The following is a 15,780-nucleotide window of genomic DNA, read 5'->3' as shown; positions in this document are numbered from 1 at the left end:
GGTCAGGCCGCCGGCTTGTAGGTGAGTTCCTTGAACCAGCTGGGCACGGGCCTCAGCAGCGTCTTGGGGTATCGGTCCGACAGCCAGACCATCGAATCGGCCAGGAGCTGATAGGGATGCTGCGGGTTGACGACCATCGCGGCGTGCCGCTTGAGCAGCTGGTAGGTGGGAACACGCCAGGTGTGTTCCCCGCGCTCGCCGAGTTGTTTGAACCGCTTCACCGCGTTGTTCAGCCGCTCGGGCTCGAGTCCCATCTCGGCCATCTCGCCGTAGATGCGTTTGAGCAGCGGAACGTACATGAGCATGCCGATGATGAGGCCCGGGGACGCCGTGCGGCCGATGAGTTCGATGGCCAGTCGGCGCGCCCTGGCGTGTCCGATCAGGTCGAGCACCTCGAAATCGACCGCGATGTGCCGGGATTCGTCGTTGTTGATCTTCTCGAACACCTGGTGGCATACCGGGTCTTCCACGGTGTCCAGCAGAAACTTCAACAGCGCACCGTCGAGGGCCACCTCCAGCATCGGAATGACGGTGCCCAGCACGGACAGCGGCATGCTGTCGGCGAACGCGTCGAGCCACTCGATGGACAGCCGGATGTTGATGTTCGGCTCGGGCAGCTCGCCGTCGTCGAGCATCCCCCAGCGCTTCATCAGCGCCATCTCGGCGTTGGCGTGGCGCTGCTCCTCGGCGTGGAAGTAGCGGTAGATCTCCGCGAGCGTCGGGTCGGGCGCCTTCTTGGCCAGCGCGGCGAACCCGCGGGCGCCCACGTTCTCGATCCAGCACAGGTCGGCCATGAAGGCCTTCAGCTTGGGGCGGAATTCGGGCCGAATGGTCTCCGCACCGGGCGCGTCCCAGTCGATGTCGGCGAGCGCCCACTGCCGATCCTTGATCTTGGCGAGCATGGCTTCCATGTCGATGGCCATGGGGGGAGCTCCTTTTCGTTGACGGAATCAGGGCAGGTTGATGCGGGAGATCAGGCCGGCCGCACGCGTATAGGCCTGCGGGGCCATGCGTTTGATGCTCCAGCCGATCTTGGCGTCCAGTTGCGGCATGCAGTACAGGTCGCCGCGGTCATGCGCGTCCAGGCAGATCCGCGCGACCTTGTCCGGCGAGAATCCGGTCCAGCGCATCAATCGGTGGGCCAGCTCGCTGGACTCCTCGCTGATGCGGCCGGACTCGATGATGTTGGTCTTCACGAAGGTCGGGCACAGCACGGTGACCCGCACCGCGGTGCCGGCCAGTTCGGCGGCCAGGGTCTCCGACAGTGACAGCACGCCGGCCTTGCTGACGTTGTAGGCGGCCATTCCGGGGGCCGCGCCGAACGCCGCCGCGGACGCCACGTTGATGATGCCGCGGGGGGCGTGCGACCGGGCGGCCTCCCGCAGGATCGGGGTGAATACGTGGCAGCCGTGGATCGGACCCCACAGGTTGATGCCCAGCGTCCACACCCAATCGTCCAGTGGCGCATCGCCGATGGCCGCGCCGCCGGCGCCGACACCGGCGTTGTTGATCACCAGCGTCGGCGGCCCCGAAAACCACGCCTGCGACCGCTCGGCCAGCGCCTGGACGTCCTCGAATTTCGAGACGTCGCAACGGACGGCGGTGGCCCTGGCGCCCCGTTCGGTGATCGCGTCGACCGTTTGTTGGGCGGCGGCTTCGTCGATGTCGCTGCACACGACCGCGCCGCCACGGCGCGCCAGCTCGACGGCGAACGCCGCACCGATGCCGCTTCCGGCACCGGTCACCACCGCCGAGGCGCCCCGGCTGGTCTTGGCCCTGCCCAGCAGCCTGTCCAACATCGCTCAGTGCACCTCCTCGGCGAGCGCCCGCGCGTCCTGCAACGCGTGGGCGATGAACCGCGCAACGTAGGTCACGGCCTTGGCGGCTTCGGGTGTCAGGCGCGGCAGCGCTTGAAAGACGTGCACCTGGTGTGGCCAGATCTGAAGTTCGCACCGACCGCCAGCGGTTCGGATGTCGGCGGCGAGCTGACGCGCGTCGTCCTGGAGCATCTCCGCGCCGCCGGCCTGGATCAACGTCGGCGGAAGTGGCGGCCCGCCGGCCACATTGAGTGTCAGACGTTGGTGAGCGGGATCGAGGCCGGCGTGATACATGGCGACCAGGCGGGCCGCGTCGGCGGCCCGGATCGCCGGATCGCGGTGAAGGCGTTCACGCGCGAGGCAGAGCGCGAAGGTGATGTCGTAGAGCGGGGAGAACAGCGCGAGCGCGGCGGGGTGATCGGCCGTGATCTCCGGTTGCAGCAACATGTCGACGGCCAGGTGACCGCCAGCCGAATCTCCGGCGATCACTGTGCGTTTCGGCGATATGTCGCGGGCTTGCATCAGCCAGTCCCACCCGGCCCTGACGTCCTCGGCGGCGGCGGGGAAGCGGTGGCGGGGTGCCAGTCGGTAGTCGATGCAGAACACAGGCAAGCCGGTCAGGGATGAGAGCCAGGATGTCAAGCGCCGGTGCGTCTTTGGCGAGCACACGGCGTAACCGCTGCCGTGGACGTAGTAGATTGTGCCCGCGCTGGTTGACGATCGCGGGGTCCCGCTCGTCGGCGTTCGCGGTCCGTAAACCCATTCGCCTTTGACGCGGCGGCCGTCGGGCAGCATGGCGTCGACGTGTTCGACGCGGGTGCCGGCCAGCGGAGGACCGAAGGTCCCCATGATCCCGGCGATGATCCGCCGCGACAGCCACAAGCCCCATGCCCGCTCGGGCGGGAGCAGGCCGGTGACGGGCCGCAGGGTGTATGTACTCACCGCTGCCGCACCGCGGGACCGCAATGACCCGCGAGCCGGAACACCGTCCGTCATGCCACGCAGTCAACACCAAATGGTGACATTGGTCAATGGCAGCTTTTGGAGCCGTCCGCGGAGTCCGGCAACGTGCAGCCGGCTTTGGGTGCCGGGGGCAAACGAAAGCGGTTGCTATTAAGCGTGTTTCGGCTCGGATGAGGCCGGGGCAACCCGCCTAGTTGGGTGGTGGTGGTTGCGGCTGGAAGGGGTCGTACCACCACCAGTCGGCGCGTTCGCCGGTGGGTCCGGGGCACGGCGCGACGTCGGGTGGGGCCAGAGTGGGTGGGCGCGCGAGTGATGCTGCGCTCAGTGGTTTGCCGCGGTTGTCGGTGACGGTGAGGTCGGCGGCGGGTCCGGTGAGGGTGATCAGGCCGCGGTGGTGCAGTCGGTGGTGATAGGGGCAGACCAGTACGAGGTTGGCCAATTCGGTGGGGCCGCCGTCTTCCCAGTGCCGGAGGTGGTGGGCGTGCAGACCTCGGGTGGCGCCGCAGCCGGGGACCGCGCACATGCGGTGGCGATGCTCCAGCGCCCGGCGCAGCCGCCGGCTGATCGTGCGCGTCGTTCGGCCGGCGCCGATGACCTCGCCGGCACGTTCGAACCACACCTCGCAGGTGGCATCGCAGGTCAGGTAGCGGCGGTCATCCTCGGTGAGCAGCGGACCCAGATGCAGCGCGGCGGCGGGCTGCTCGACATCGAGATGCACCACCACCGTGGTGTGCTGCCCGTGCGGCCGGCGGGCCGCCTCGGCATCCCACCCGGCTTCGACCAGGCGCAGAAACGCCTCGAGCGTGCCCGGCAGTGGCGGTGCGATCTCTGCTGCGGCCTGGCCGTTGTCGCGGTCGCTTTTCCACTCGGCGATCAGCGCATCACGATGAGAGGCCAAGGCGGCGTCGAACTTCGCCGCGTCCACGTGCGGCAGCCTGATGCGCCAACAGGTGAACTCCTCATCGGCGGTCTTGGTGATCGCCGGCTGCGATTGCGGCCGAGTCTGAGGTTCGGGTCGCGGTTCCAGCTTGACCGCGGTACGCAGCTGGTTGACCGTAGCGACCCGCGCCAACTCGGCGTAATGCTCATCAGACCCCTCACCCGCTTGCGCGGCGATGACCCCGACCTGATCCAGCGACAGCCGACCCTCCCGCAGGCCCTGGGCACACCGCGGAAACGCCTCGAGCCGGTGTGCCACGGCGCTGATCGTGTGGGCATTCGCCGACGACAAGCCCAGCTTCCAGGCCACCAACGCCGCCACCGACCGCGCACCCGTGACACCACAGAGCTCGTCGCGATCCAACTCAGCGACGATCTCCACGATGCGCCCATCAATCGCATTACGCTGACCCGCCAACTCCGCCAACTCCTCAAACAACCCATCCAGGCGCTCAGCAGGGGTAACTGCAGCCGGAGGCGAGGCGGTCAAAGACATAACCACATCATCGCAGCGACCACCGACAAATCCCGGCTACCGCCCTCCCTGCTCCCGCCGGTCCGGTTTACCGGTGATCCTTCACATTTGATGCGGGGGCATGGCGCTTCTTGGGCGGCGATGCCTCCGCCATCGGCCGGAAACGGCACAACGACAGGACATCTTCGACGACGGCGTCGACGAAGCTGTCATCGATTGGCTCACCCGTCACGATCACGCGATAGTGGCTCGGCCCGACGAGCCTCTCCGCCAGCGACGCCACATCCGTGTACCGGCTAGATCATCCGGGGTCCGCCGAAGCCGGGAACCGTGCCGATCGGGATCAACGCGAGCGCGATGGCGAGAACAACGAACCGCTGCAACGCTTTTGGGGATGGCTCCTGGTCCATCTCCGGCCGGCGCGCGGCGAAGAGGATGAACACCACGCCGACATCCAGCGCCACGACCGTCAGCCAGCGGGTCCAGTCGTAGCCGGTCAGGAAAACCGGGCTCACCAACAGCAGGGCGGCGATGACCCACGCCATCCGCCCGCGCAGCGCCTCGACGAACGCATCCAGTGGCACACCCGAGGCGTTGCCCAGTCCCCACATCGTCGCTACGACGGCGGCCGCACCGAACAGGAGGGACATCGTCAGGCCGACTATCCCGATGTGGCCGACGGTCCGGATGGCATCGCCGATCCCGTTGTCGTAATTCGGCATCACGTTGCGGCACACCCAGTCGTGATAGTCGGTCTGCCTCGTTCGCCCGTCAATGACGTAGCGCAGCAACGTGGTCGGCGACGTCACGGTGGCGAAGGGGTTGGGCATCAGGCGGTGGGGAACCGACGCGCACAGTTGCGCGGCGACGTCGTGGCGACCGAACGCCGCCACGGCGGCCGTCGCGACGACGCCCGGCACCACCGCGAGCAGCGCGCCAAGCCCCCAACTGTTCTTCAGCGCGCTTCCGAGGACCAGGACCGCCAGCACGGACCCCAACGCGAACTGCAGCCCTACCGCCTCGTGCACGAGCGTCAACGCCGCGATCGCCGCGCCGTAGGCCGCGCACCACGCCGTTGCGACGGCGCGGGAACGCGCGACCACCAGCGCGCAGGAGAAAAGCGCCAGGGTCGCCCCACCGAACAGGTCCGGCCGGGCCGAATAGGCCGCAAACGGGACACCGAAGGGCAACAACGGGATCAGCATCGCCACCATCAGCCTGCGCCCCGACCGAGGGCGACCGACGAGGATCACGCCCGCGACCGTCGCCAGCGCGCACAGGTAGACCGCCGTCGACAACCACCGCAGGCTCAGCGTGGCCGCGAAGTAGTGGCCCGGCACCGAGTGCACCAGTTCACCCGCGAGCCCGCGCCGCACGAAGCCGTGCGTGTAATCGGCGGCGTAGTACGACATCCAGTACACGTCGAGCGGAACGATCTTGATCGCGAACCACAGCATCACCGCCGCCCAGGCCGCGATGCCGGCACCGATACCCACATACCTGAGGCGACGTGCGTGTTCGGGCGCCCTTACCTTCGGCTCCGCCGTCAAATCCGCCCCGCATAGACCGTGGTGGCGGACAGCTGCAGATCTGCCAGTGCACTCAACGCCAGATCGCGGGTCTGTGCCGCGGTGTTGTCGGCGTCGGCCCGGCACGCGATCACATTGAGAAACCGGCTGCCGTTGATTGTGCCTGTGGTGCAGAACAATTGGCCCTGCATCTGTCCGAGGCGGCCGCGGGTGACGCCCTGCTCGGCCAGCCGGATACAGACCTCGTCGGCATCCTCACCGTCGATGCGCCCGACCGCGGCGTCGAGGCTCCCGAGGTTGGAGCAGCCGACCGGGAGCCGGCCGGTCGACATCGCGATGCCTTCGGCGTGCCGGACCAGCCGGCGCGGCGTGTAGGGGACGAGGGGCAACGCGGCGAGCATCTCGTTGGGTTGGTGTTGCAGCGACGTCAGCAGCCGCTTGACCTCTGCACGCACGCAACCCAAGTCGTTGGTCACCGCGGCTCCGTCGACGGTGAGGGTGATCGAGGTCAGTGCGTTGGCGCGGTCGTCGGCGGCGGTGCGATCGCTGACCGGAAGCACGACCGTCGCCGAGTTCCCGTCGGCGAGCACCCTGCCCATGCGGTGAGCCAGGCGGGCCGCGAACGCGATAAAGAGCGTGTTGCTGCTGCCCTGGAGACTGCGCGCCCGCGCTTCCCATGCCGCGGCGTCGGTTTGCACAGTCACCGATGGCAGCGCCGTCTGGTCATCGCCCATAGGGGAGGGCGGCCCGGGCTGATGCGCCCCACGGGGGCCGGCCGGAGCCTTGAGCGTGATGGCCAGCGTCACCATCAGTGCGCGAATGGCCGCCGGCAGGCCGCGAACGGCGTCGATCAGATCCTCGCACACGGCGCGCAGCCGGGCCCGTGAATGTGGCTGGGGATAGCCGAAATTGCGTCGTTCACCCTTGACCGCTTCGGTGACCGCCGTGATGAGCCCGAGCCCGTCGACAACGCAGTGTGATGCCACCAAGGTGACCGCCGCACCGCCGCCATCCAACGGCAGGACGCCCAGATGGAACACCGGACCGTCCTCGGGATCGACGGGCACCTGCGCGCGTCTTTCGACCCACGCGCCGACCTGCGACCGCGGTTGCCGTGGTTCCAGTGCGATGTCGGGTGCGCGGTTATCCAGCACCCAGCGATGACGCCCGAACGGCAGCGGCGAACGCTCGATCCGCCGGCCGAGAAGACCGGCGCCCAGATCCTCGTTGAAGCCCCGCAACGCGTCGAGGTGCACGTCGCGGTCGTACAGCCACGTGCACTGCACCGTGCTGCCTTGACCGGTGGCCCGCAGCCGCAAGAAGGCGGCCTGGTCCAGAAACGCCAGCCTCGTCACCGGCGCCCCGCTTCGACCGCTCGCGCTCGGCACGCGATTGCCGCGGCCTCATTGATACCGAGACCCTCCGCACGAGAAGAGAACTGCATTAGGCGTCGACGTGCAGCCCGGCGTCCGCTACGCGCGTGAACTCGGCACGCATCGTCTCGACGTAGCGCAGGACGGACCCGCGGGCGACCTCGGTGCCCGGGTAAGCGGCCACCAACTGCGTTCCGTCGTGCATGCGGTTGACCCACATGCACACCGTCTCCGATAGCCGGTTGTCACCCCAGATCCCCGCACGCAGGCCGTCGAAGTAGTCACCGAACGGGAGCTTGCGGATGTCGATGTAGGACAGCATCGGGACGGGCCGGTCCGGAACCTCGAGACGCCCCCACGATCCGTCCGCCCTCTCCAGCAAGTGGTAATAGGGGACGGCGCCGAGTGACGTGTTCGCGTCGAACGATGCCTGGGCGGCGCTGACCACCTCGGCGAAGGAGGCACCCGCCGTCGGGATCGCCAGCGGGACGAAGCTGGCCAACCAACCCACCGCGGTGGCGTGGGCGGGATCTCGCCGGTTGTCGAAGGGAGTGAGCCCGAAGTACGTGGCCGCGCCGGTCAATCGATGTTCGGCGAGTGCGGCGCAGGCGAACACGCCACCGCTGAACCGGGCTCCCGCGGCGCGGCACGTCGCCTCGAAACGCCGGCCCTGGTCGCCATCGATCAGTTTGAACACGTCGATGGCACCGGGCGTGTCCGCGGAGGCCTCGCCGAGTTCGAGCGGGAACTTCGGCAGCGCACCGTTGTTCGCGGCGAGAAAGGCTCGCCAGCGCCGGATTTCGGGCGAATCCTCATCGAGGGCGGCGGTGTGGGCACGTTGCTTTGCGCTGTATTCGCGGTGACTGGGTGCCGGTGGCAGCGCCACGTGCCCCTGCTGCAGCGCGGTGAAATACGCCGTCTGGATGTCCAAGAAGATCACACCGGCCGACATGCCGTCGGCGCGTAAGTGGTCGACGGCAATGAAGATCGTGAAACGGTCCTCGCCCTGGATGATTCCGAAGCTGAAGCAATCCCATTGCAGCGGATCGGGCGTGTCCAGGATCAGCTTGCGGATCTCGAGCGGAGCCATTTCGCCGAGAACCGTTGGCGCCAAGGCGATGCTCTCCGGGTCATCAATCACGTAGCGGAGGATCTCGTCGTCCTTGCCGCGGAGGGCGAACCAGTCGTGGTAGGCGTCGTGGCGCCGCACATGGCTGTTCAGCGCCTGCGTCATCGCATCGATATCGCAGACGCCGCTGATCTCCCAGGCACCGATGCACAACCGCGGGATGTCACGACCGAGGCTGACCTGCCGCCGGTAATACCGAAGATGCTGCGACTGCTGGTAACTGACCGGGGCGGGATGATATTGCGCTTCGGTGGCGCGCGCGTACGTGTCCGCGGTGGGATACCAGGACACGACGGTGCCCTCGGCCGTCCAGTCGTCCACCGTGCCCAGGAACATGCGCTACCTTTCCTTCGTCGGTTAGCGGCGTCAATTCCGAACGGACTTGACCCGACTGCTTGGAAGTTGCTGAACGACGTTGTCCTCGCTGCGGTTCGAGCCGCTGCTCCCGCATGCTGGCGCAACCATAGTGGGCCCCCTTGAACCCGGCAATCTCAGAGGATTTCTGAGCAATCCACCCCATTGCCATCGTCTGTGCCGTGCAAGGTAACCGCAACGCGAACGCGCTGAATTCGCGCGCGGTTAACTCCAAAACAGTTCTCTACCAAGCCTTTACATCGACGTCTCGACCCAATCCGTCGATGTCTTCCCCGATAGCCGGCGCTATCTTGACGAAGCCATTCCCGGCTCTGTCAATCCTGCAAAACGGGCCTCGGTCACCATATCCCAGGTACGGCCACGGCGGAATAGTACCAGCCGAACACTTTTTGCGCTTGTCGAGCAAACGGCCCGAGCGTTCTGGGGCAATAAGGGGAGCGACCACGCGTATCCGTTATGCGCACTTTGCGTTTAAGTCAAGCCACTATCCGAAGCGGTGGCCGGCATCGATATGGGCGGCCATCCCATTGTGCGGCAACATTTTTGCTGCGGATAGCGCATCGTTTCAGATAGTCGCCGCTCAGAGCCCCAAGGCGTCATTCCGAAGATTTCGCTGCGGCCTGGGCCACGGCCGGTTGAATGCGCGAATTGGCATCGCCCCGATTGGGGCATCGAACGCCGGCGCGAAGATGCGCACCATTTCTGCGAGGACACCAGTGTCGGCCGCGGGCAACAACTTTCGTCATGAGTGAAAACGTCAGCGCAGCAAGTCAATTGACGGTGTGGTGGAAGTGCGGCGGCTAGCGCCGCCACGAACAGCTTCAAACGCATCGAACACGGAACTTGGCGGGCATCGGCAGCGCTCACGCTGTTGACCTCATACATACAGTGTGTATCTTAATACAGACGGTATGTATGAAGGAGGGATTGATGAGTACCACGCTTGAAGCCATCGCAGAGGAGCGCGCGATCGTCCTGGACGTGTGCTCCCGCCTGCCCGGGTCGACGTGGGCCGCCGACAGCGGATGTCCCGGCTGGTCCGTCCAAGACCTGGTGTCGCACATGGCGTGTAGCTACTGGTTGGCGGTCGACCCGTCAAAGCTGCCCGATCCCGGTGGGCTGCCCGCCGAACGCGCGGCGGATCTTTACGTCGACTCGCGTCGCTCCATGACCCCCGCCGAGGTGCTGGCCGACTACGAGTCGGTCAGCGCACGCGGCCTGGACGTGCTGGCCGCGGTCGAGGGCCAAGACATCGACATACCGATCGGCGATGTCGGAACGTATCCGGCCTCGGTCGTGCCCACGACTTTTGTCTTCGAGTCCTTCGTCCACCTTCGGTACGACCTGTTCGCGCCCGATGGCCCGTTGCGGTCGGATCCCCCGCCCGTCGACGAGCTCCGGCTCGCCCCGACGCTGGACTGGATCGAGGCTGCGCTGCCGCAGCAGAACACCGAACTGCTGGACTGTTTGCGCGGCGGTCTCGAGATCCGCCTCGACGGAATGTGCGCCCGGACGCTGCACCTGGGCGCCCAGGGGGAGCCCGCCGCGCGGATCGTGTCGGATTCACAGGCGTTCGTGCGGTGGGTGACCCAGCGCGGCACCTGGGAGGGACTTGGCGTTCGGGCCGAGGGCGACCCGTCGGCCCTGGACATCGTCCGCCGGTTCAGGGTGTTCTGAACGACGCCGCGCCAGGCCGTCCCGCAACCTTCATGCGGTGTGTATGACAATGCATACCTACGTGTGAAAGTGAGGGTGGCATGGCGCAAGACGGTCGCCGCACTCAGGCCGAGCGTGCCGCCGACACGCGTGGCGCGCTGATCAGCGCCGCCCGGCCCCTGTTCGCCGAGCGGGGGTTCGCGGAGGTATCGCTGGAGACGATCGTGCGCGACGCGGGAGTGACGCGCGGCGCGTTGTACCACCACTTCGCCGACAAGACTGAGCTCTTCGCGGCGGTGTTCGAGCAGGTAGAGGGCGAGATGGCCGCCCGGATGGGGGAGGCCGTCGCGGCGGCGGGGCACTCCGATCCGGTCGAGATCATGCGGCTGTGCGCGGGCCTGTGGTTGGACGCGTGCGCCGAACCCGAGGTTCAGCGCATCGTGTTGCTGGAGGCGCTGGCGGTGTTGGGATGGGAACGCTGGAGCGACATCGGGCACCGATACAACATCGGCTTCGTGACGGCGCTGCTGACCGACGCCATCGAATCCGGCAGCATCCCGCCGCAACCCGTCGAGGCGACGGCGCTCACCGTCATGGGTGCGTTGCGCGAGGCGACGCTCTACATCGCCCGCGCGGACGATCAGCGCCAGGCGCGCGCTGATGCCGGCGCCGTGATGGATCGGCTCCTCAATGCGTTGCGCGTTAAGGACACCGGCTGACGCGGGTCGGCTCAGCTCGACGAGGGTGCCTGCACCGAAAGCCGCCTGGTGATGGCCTTCTTGTCCACCTTGCCGATCGGCGTGGTCGGTAGCGCGGCCATCGGTAACAACACATCGGGCCGGGCGTGTGTGGCCACGCCGCGCCGGTCGAGGTGCGCGTTCAACTCGGCCAACGTCACCGGCGGGCCGGTGAAAACGACCGCCGCGCAGATCTTTTCGCCGAGGTAAGGATCGGGTAGCGGCACTGCGGCCGCCGCGAAGATCGACGGGTGGCGCAGCATCTGCTCCTCGAGGTCGGCCGCGGAGATGGTTTCACCGCCGCGGCAGATCACGTCCTTGACCCGCCCGGTGACCGTCAGATAGCCGTCCTGTCGAAGCCGGACCAGGTCACCGCTGCGGAAGAAGCCTTCGGGATCGAAGCAGCGCTCGTTGTCGCGCGCGGCCCGGTAGTAGCCGTTCATCGTGTACGGGCCGCGCACCAGCAGCTCGCCTTCCTCGCCCGGCTCGATCGGTTCACCGTCGGCGCCGACCACCCGCAATTCGTCCGCCGCGCACAATGGGCGCCCCTGGGTGTGGTCGACGAGCTCGGGCGGATCGTCCGGCCGGGTGTAATTGAGTAGCCCCTCCGCCATCCCGAAGACCTGCTGCAGCCCCGGCGTCAGGGTGGTGCGGATCAGGCGGGCGTCGTCGGGCTCCAGCCTCGCGCCGCCAACCTGCAAGAGCCGCAGGGACTTCGGCGTCACCGGCTCCCACTCGCGGGCCTGCGCCCACAGTTTGGCCAGGGCCGGCACCAGCGCGGTGACCGTGACGCCGTGACGCTCGATGGCGGCGAAGGCGGCCTCCGGGCTGGGGTCGGTGCCGAACACGGTGGTGGCGCCCACCGTCATGGCGCCGAGCAGCCCGGGGCAGGCCAACGGGAAGTTGTGCCCCGCCGCGAGCATCACCAGGTACACGTCGTCGGCGGTGAGCCGGCAGACCTGGGCGCTGGCGGTCGCGTTGAACAGGTAATCCTCGTGGGTGCGGGGGATGAGCTTGGGTGTGCCAGTGGTGCCACCCGAAACCAGCAGCAGCGCAGGCGATTCCGGGTCGCGCGACGGTGTGGGGGGCAGGGTGGTGTCCTGCGCGCAGAGTTGCGCCCACGAGGTGAACGGGCCCGGGTCGCCGTCGACGATGACTTGCTCGAGCCCGGGGTGGTCCGCGACGAGCTCGCGCGCCATGGCGCGGTAGTCGAAACCGGTTGCAGCACCGGCGATCACCAACGCCGTGGGCTGGCTGACGGCGGCGAAATGCCCCAGTTCCGCCGCCCGGTGTCCGGGCAGGCACAGCACCGGGATGGCGCCCGCCCGCAACAACCCGAACAGCGCCACCGCGAACTGGCACCCGTTCGGCAGCTGCAGCAGCACCCGGTCGCCCGGCGCGATGCCCGCACCGCGCAGTCCCGCCGCGGCACGGTCGGCACGCTCGTCGAGCTGCGCATAAGTCAAGCCCGCGCCGCCCACGGCATCGAGCACGGCCGTGCGGCCGGGCCACCGGCGCGCCGCGTCGCTCAGGATGGTGTCCAGTGTGCGCCCCGCCCAGTAGCCGGCCGCCCGGTAGGCGGCGGCCCGCTCGGCGGGGAACGGCACGAACCCGTCGAGGGGCCCGGCCGGGGGCTGCCCTGTGTTCGCGTTCATGAGGTCCTCAGGCATGGGGGGCGTAGTAGCGGCGATCCGGGAGTAAGGATAGGGTAACCACAACTTAGGGCAGCCTGTGCTAATTCAGGGAGGGTTCGTGGTGCGTGCCTCGGTGCGCTCGGAAGACGTCCGGGCGGAGGTTGCCGAACTGCTCGGCGTCGATGCCGACGGTCTGCAGCCGGACGCCAACCTCATCGGTCAGGGCCTGGACTCGATCCGGATCATGACGTTGGCGGGCCGCTGGCGACGTCGGGGCATCGCGGTCGACTTCGCCGCGCTGGCCGCCGCCCCGACGCTCGAGGCCTGGGCCGACCTGCTCACCGGCCGGGACGCGTCCGCCGATCCGCCGCCCGCCGAAACGCCGGCGGGTGCGGCCGGCGATCCCTTCCCCCTGGCGCCGATGCAGCACGCGATGTGGGTCGGCCGCCAGGACGGTCAGCAGCTGGGCGGTGTGGCGGGACACCTTTACGTCGAATTCGACGGCGGTCCCATCGATCCCGAGCGGCTGCGCGCGGCCGCCACGGCCCTGGCCCGGCGCCATCCGATGCTGCGGGTGCGGTTCCTGCCCGACGGCACCCAGCGCATCGCCGAAACCGCGGCCGGCGACGACTTCCCGGTCGCCGTCGAAGACTTCCGCCACCTGGACCGCGACCACATCGATCAGCGGCTGGCCGCCATCCGCGACACCAAATCGCACCAGCAGCTCGACGACGCCGTGTTCGAGCTCGCACTGACGCGGCTGCCCGGCGAGCGTTCGCGCCTGCACGTCGACCTGGACATGCAGGCCGCCGATGCGATGAGCTATCGCACCCTGATGACCGACCTGGCCGCCCTCTACCTCGGGCACGAACTGCCCGCGCTGGACTACACCTACCGGCAATACCGGCAGGCGATTGAGGCGGACGGGGCGCGGCCCCAGCCGGCACGCGATGCCGCCCGCGAGTGGTGGGCACGGCGCATCCCGGGTCTACCGGACCCGCCGGCGCTCCCCACCACCGGCGACCGCAGCTCGCGCAGGAGCACCCGGCTCTGGCACTGGCTGGACCCCGACACCCGCGACGCCCTGTTCGCCCGCGCGCAGGCCCGCGGGATCACCCCGGCCATGACGCTGGCCGCGTCGTTCGCCAACGCGCTCGCGCGCTGGTCGACCACCTCACGCTTCCTGCTGAACGTGCCGCTGTTCGGCCGCCAGCCCCTGCATCCCGACGTCGACTCGCTGGTCGGCGACTTCACCTCCTCGCTGCTGCTCGATATCGACCTCACCGGAACCCGCACGCCGGCGGCGCGGGCGGAGGCGGTGCAGGACGCGATGCGGACCGCCGCCGCACACTGCGCCTATCCCGGGCTGTCGGTGCTGCGGGACCTCAGCCGGCACCGCGGCACCCAGGTGCTGGCACCGGTGGTGTTCACCAGCGCCCTGGGACTCGGCGCGCTGTTCAGCCGCGAGGTCACGGCGCAATTCGGCACGCCCGCGTGGCTCATCTCCCAGGGTCCGCAGGTGCTGCTCGACGCTCAGGTCACCGAGTTCGACGGCGGCGTGCTGGTGAATTGGGATGTCCGCGAGGGCATCTTCGCCCCCGGTGTCATCGACGCCATGTTCGCCTACCACATCGACGAACTGCTCAGGCTGGCCCGCGCCGACGACGACTGGGACACACCCGGGCCGGCGCCGCTGCCGGCCGCGCAGCGCGTGGTGCGGGAGGCCGTCAACGGCCGCACCGCCCGCCCCAGCGGAGAAGCGTTGCACGACGGGTTCTTTCGGCAAGCCGAGCGGGGGCCCGACGCACCCGCGGTGTTCGCCGACTCCGGTGACCTCAGCTACGGCCAGCTGCGCGACCGGGCGCTGGCGGTGGCCGCCGCGCTGCACGCGGCCGGCGTCGGCGCCGGCGACACGGTCGCGGTGGTGGGCCCGAAAACCGCGGAGCAGGTGCCCGCGCTGCTGGGCATCCTGAGCATCGGCGCGGCCTACCTGCCGATCGGCGTCGACCAGCCGCGCGATCGCGCGGAACGCATCCTGCGGACCGGCGGCGTGCGCCTGGCCCTGGTGTGCGGCGGGCAGCGGCTGGAACTGCCCGTGCCCGAGTTGATCCTCGCCGGCGTGCTGCGCGGCGCAACCGCCTCCGCCGAGATGCGCCCGGCGAGAGTCGATCCCGCCGAGCTCGCCTACGTGTTGTTCACCTCCGGCTCGACCGGCGAGCCCAAGGGCGTCGAGGTGACCCACGACGCCGCGATGAACACCGTGGAGTTCATCGCCCGCCACTTCGACATCGGCCCCGCGGACCGCTGCCTGGCCCTCTCCACGCTCGAAGGTGACATCTCGGTGATGGACGTCTTCGTCACCTTGCGGACCGGCGGGTCGATCGTCATGGTCGACGAGGCCCAGCGCCGCGACCCCGACGCCTGGGCCCGGCTCATCGACGCCCACCGGGTGACCGTCTTGCACTTCATGCCGGGCTGGCTGGAGATGCTGCTCGAGGTCGGCCGCGGAAGGCTCTCCTCGGTGCGGGTGATTCCCACCGGCGGGGACTGGGTGCGCCCCGAGGTGGCGCGCCGCCTGAAAGCCGAGGCGCCGAACCTCCGCTTCGCCGGCCTGGGCGGAGCGACCGAAACCCCGGTGCACAACACCATTTTCGAGGTCGATGATCCCGACGAACTGCCGACGGACTGGGCCGCCCTGCCTTATGGCGTCCCGCTGGCGAACAACGCCTGCCGCGTCGTCGACGACGCGGGCGACGACTGCCCCGACTGGGTCGCGGGCGAACTCTGGGTGTCCGGTCGCGGCATCGCCCGGGGCTATCGCGGACGTCCGGAGCTGACCGCCGAGCGCTTCGTCGAGCACGCCGGCCGGACCTGGTACCGCACCGGCGACCTCGCCCGCTACTGGCCCGACGGCACGCTGGAGTTCCTCGGCCGGGCCGACCACCGGGTCAAGATCGCCGGGTACCGCGTCGAACTCGGCGAGATCGAGGCCGCGCTGCGCCGGCTGCCGGGCGTCGCGATAGCGGTCGCCGCGGTGCTGCCCGGATCCGGTGGGTCCGAGGTGCTCGCCGCCGCCGTCCGCAGGGAAAGCGCCGAGCTGACCGCCGAGCGGATTCGGGAGCTGATGGGCGAATTCGTTCCCGCGCACATGGT

At 68.7% G+C, this 15,780-nt stretch carries 12 protein-coding genes; 3 read left to right on the top strand and 9 right to left on the bottom strand.

Features of this window, described 5'->3' with window-relative positions:
- Window positions 1-2 precede the first annotated feature (2 nt).
- The 8 genes from A5713_RS25840 to A5713_RS25805 form a co-directional block, all read right to left on the bottom strand.
- A complete protein-coding gene (locus tag A5713_RS25840; protein ID WP_068099107.1) occupies window positions 3-923 on the bottom strand; it encodes a reductase in 921 nt (306 codons plus the stop codon).
- A 27-nt stretch (window positions 924-950) separates the two neighbouring features.
- The gene (locus A5713_RS25835; RefSeq protein ID WP_068099106.1) at window positions 951-1,799 is read right to left on the bottom strand and encodes an SDR family oxidoreductase; all 849 of its coding nucleotides are present in this window, start codon (window positions 1,797-1,799) and stop codon (window positions 951-953) included.
- A 3-nt stretch (window positions 1,800-1,802) separates the two neighbouring features.
- The gene (locus A5713_RS25830) at window positions 1,803-2,813 is read right to left on the bottom strand and encodes an alpha/beta hydrolase (protein ID WP_082973161.1); all 1,011 of its coding nucleotides are present in this window, start codon (window positions 2,811-2,813) and stop codon (window positions 1,803-1,805) included.
- A 157-nt stretch (window positions 2,814-2,970) separates the two neighbouring features.
- Entirely contained in the window at window positions 2,971-4,215 is a 1,245-nt protein-coding gene (locus A5713_RS25825; RefSeq protein WP_156752038.1) for an HNH endonuclease signature motif containing protein, read from the bottom strand.
- Between the two features lie 67 nt (window positions 4,216-4,282).
- Window positions 4,283-4,477, bottom strand: a complete 195-nt coding sequence (locus tag A5713_RS28865) for a hypothetical protein (RefSeq protein ID WP_068099104.1) — start codon at window positions 4,475-4,477, stop codon at window positions 4,283-4,285.
- A 13-nt stretch (window positions 4,478-4,490) separates the two neighbouring features.
- Window positions 4,491-5,690: a hypothetical protein gene (locus A5713_RS25815; RefSeq protein ID WP_369804532.1), complete on the bottom strand. Its 1,200-nt coding sequence runs from the start codon at window positions 5,688-5,690 to the stop codon at window positions 4,491-4,493.
- 50 nt (window positions 5,691-5,740) lie between these two features.
- The gene (locus tag A5713_RS25810) at window positions 5,741-7,078 is read right to left on the bottom strand and encodes a hypothetical protein (protein WP_068099102.1); all 1,338 of its coding nucleotides are present in this window, start codon (window positions 7,076-7,078) and stop codon (window positions 5,741-5,743) included.
- An 88-nt stretch (window positions 7,079-7,166) separates the two neighbouring features.
- Window positions 7,167-8,561 (bottom strand): condensation domain-containing protein, encoded by a 1,395-nt coding sequence (locus A5713_RS25805; RefSeq protein ID WP_068099101.1) that lies wholly within the window; start codon window positions 8,559-8,561, stop codon window positions 7,167-7,169.
- Between the two features lie 969 nt (window positions 8,562-9,530).
- Between A5713_RS25805 and A5713_RS25800 the strand changes: the two genes are divergently transcribed.
- Window positions 9,531-10,277 carry a maleylpyruvate isomerase family mycothiol-dependent enzyme gene (locus A5713_RS25800; RefSeq protein WP_082973163.1) on the top strand — a complete coding sequence of 249 codons (747 nt, stop codon included), beginning with the start codon at window positions 9,531-9,533 and terminating at the stop codon, window positions 10,275-10,277.
- Between the two features lie 80 nt (window positions 10,278-10,357).
- Window positions 10,358-10,975 (top strand): TetR/AcrR family transcriptional regulator, encoded by a 618-nt coding sequence (locus A5713_RS25795; RefSeq protein WP_068099100.1) that lies wholly within the window; start codon window positions 10,358-10,360, stop codon window positions 10,973-10,975.
- Between the two features lie 11 nt (window positions 10,976-10,986).
- Here A5713_RS25795 and A5713_RS25790 read toward each other — a convergent pair whose 3' ends face one another.
- Window positions 10,987-12,648, bottom strand: a complete 1,662-nt coding sequence (locus A5713_RS25790; protein WP_068099099.1) for a (2,3-dihydroxybenzoyl)adenylate synthase — start codon at window positions 12,646-12,648, stop codon at window positions 10,987-10,989.
- 97 nt (window positions 12,649-12,745) lie between these two features.
- On the opposite strand from A5713_RS25790, the gene A5713_RS25785 reads away from it, so the two are divergent.
- The coding region (locus A5713_RS25785; protein ID WP_068099115.1) for a non-ribosomal peptide synthetase at window positions 12,746-15,780 on the top strand (3,035 nt) is incomplete at its 3' end.

This window comes from Mycobacterium sp. E2497, assembly GCF_001668695.1.
Taxonomy (GTDB): domain Bacteria; phylum Actinomycetota; class Actinomycetes; order Mycobacteriales; family Mycobacteriaceae; genus Mycobacterium.
This window is presented reverse-complemented; position numbering and strand designations above follow the sequence as displayed.

Excerpts from the sequence above, each read along its gene's own strand:
- A5713_RS25840 (WP_068099107.1), bottom strand. The coding sequence starts at position 923 with ATGGCCATCGACATGGAAGCCATGCTCGCCAAGATCAAGGATCGGCAG.
- A5713_RS25835 (WP_068099106.1), bottom strand. The coding sequence starts at position 1,799 with ATGTTGGACAGGCTGCTGGGCAGGGCCAAGACCAGCCGGGGCGCCTCG.
- A5713_RS25830 (WP_082973161.1), bottom strand. The coding sequence starts at position 2,813 with ATGACGGACGGTGTTCCGGCTCGCGGGTCATTGCGGTCCCGCGGTGCG.
- A5713_RS25825 (WP_156752038.1), bottom strand. The coding sequence starts at position 4,215 with ATGTCTTTGACCGCCTCGCCTCCGGCTGCAGTTACCCCTGCTGAGCGC.
- A5713_RS25805 (WP_068099101.1), bottom strand. The coding sequence starts at position 8,561 with ATGTTCCTGGGCACGGTGGACGACTGGACGGCCGAGGGCACCGTCGTG.
- A5713_RS25800 (WP_082973163.1), top strand. The coding sequence starts at position 9,531 with ATGAGTACCACGCTTGAAGCCATCGCAGAGGAGCGCGCGATCGTCCTG.
- A5713_RS25795 (WP_068099100.1), top strand. The coding sequence starts at position 10,358 with ATGGCGCAAGACGGTCGCCGCACTCAGGCCGAGCGTGCCGCCGACACG.
- A5713_RS25790 (WP_068099099.1), bottom strand. The coding sequence starts at position 12,648 with ATGAACGCGAACACAGGGCAGCCCCCGGCCGGGCCCCTCGACGGGTTC.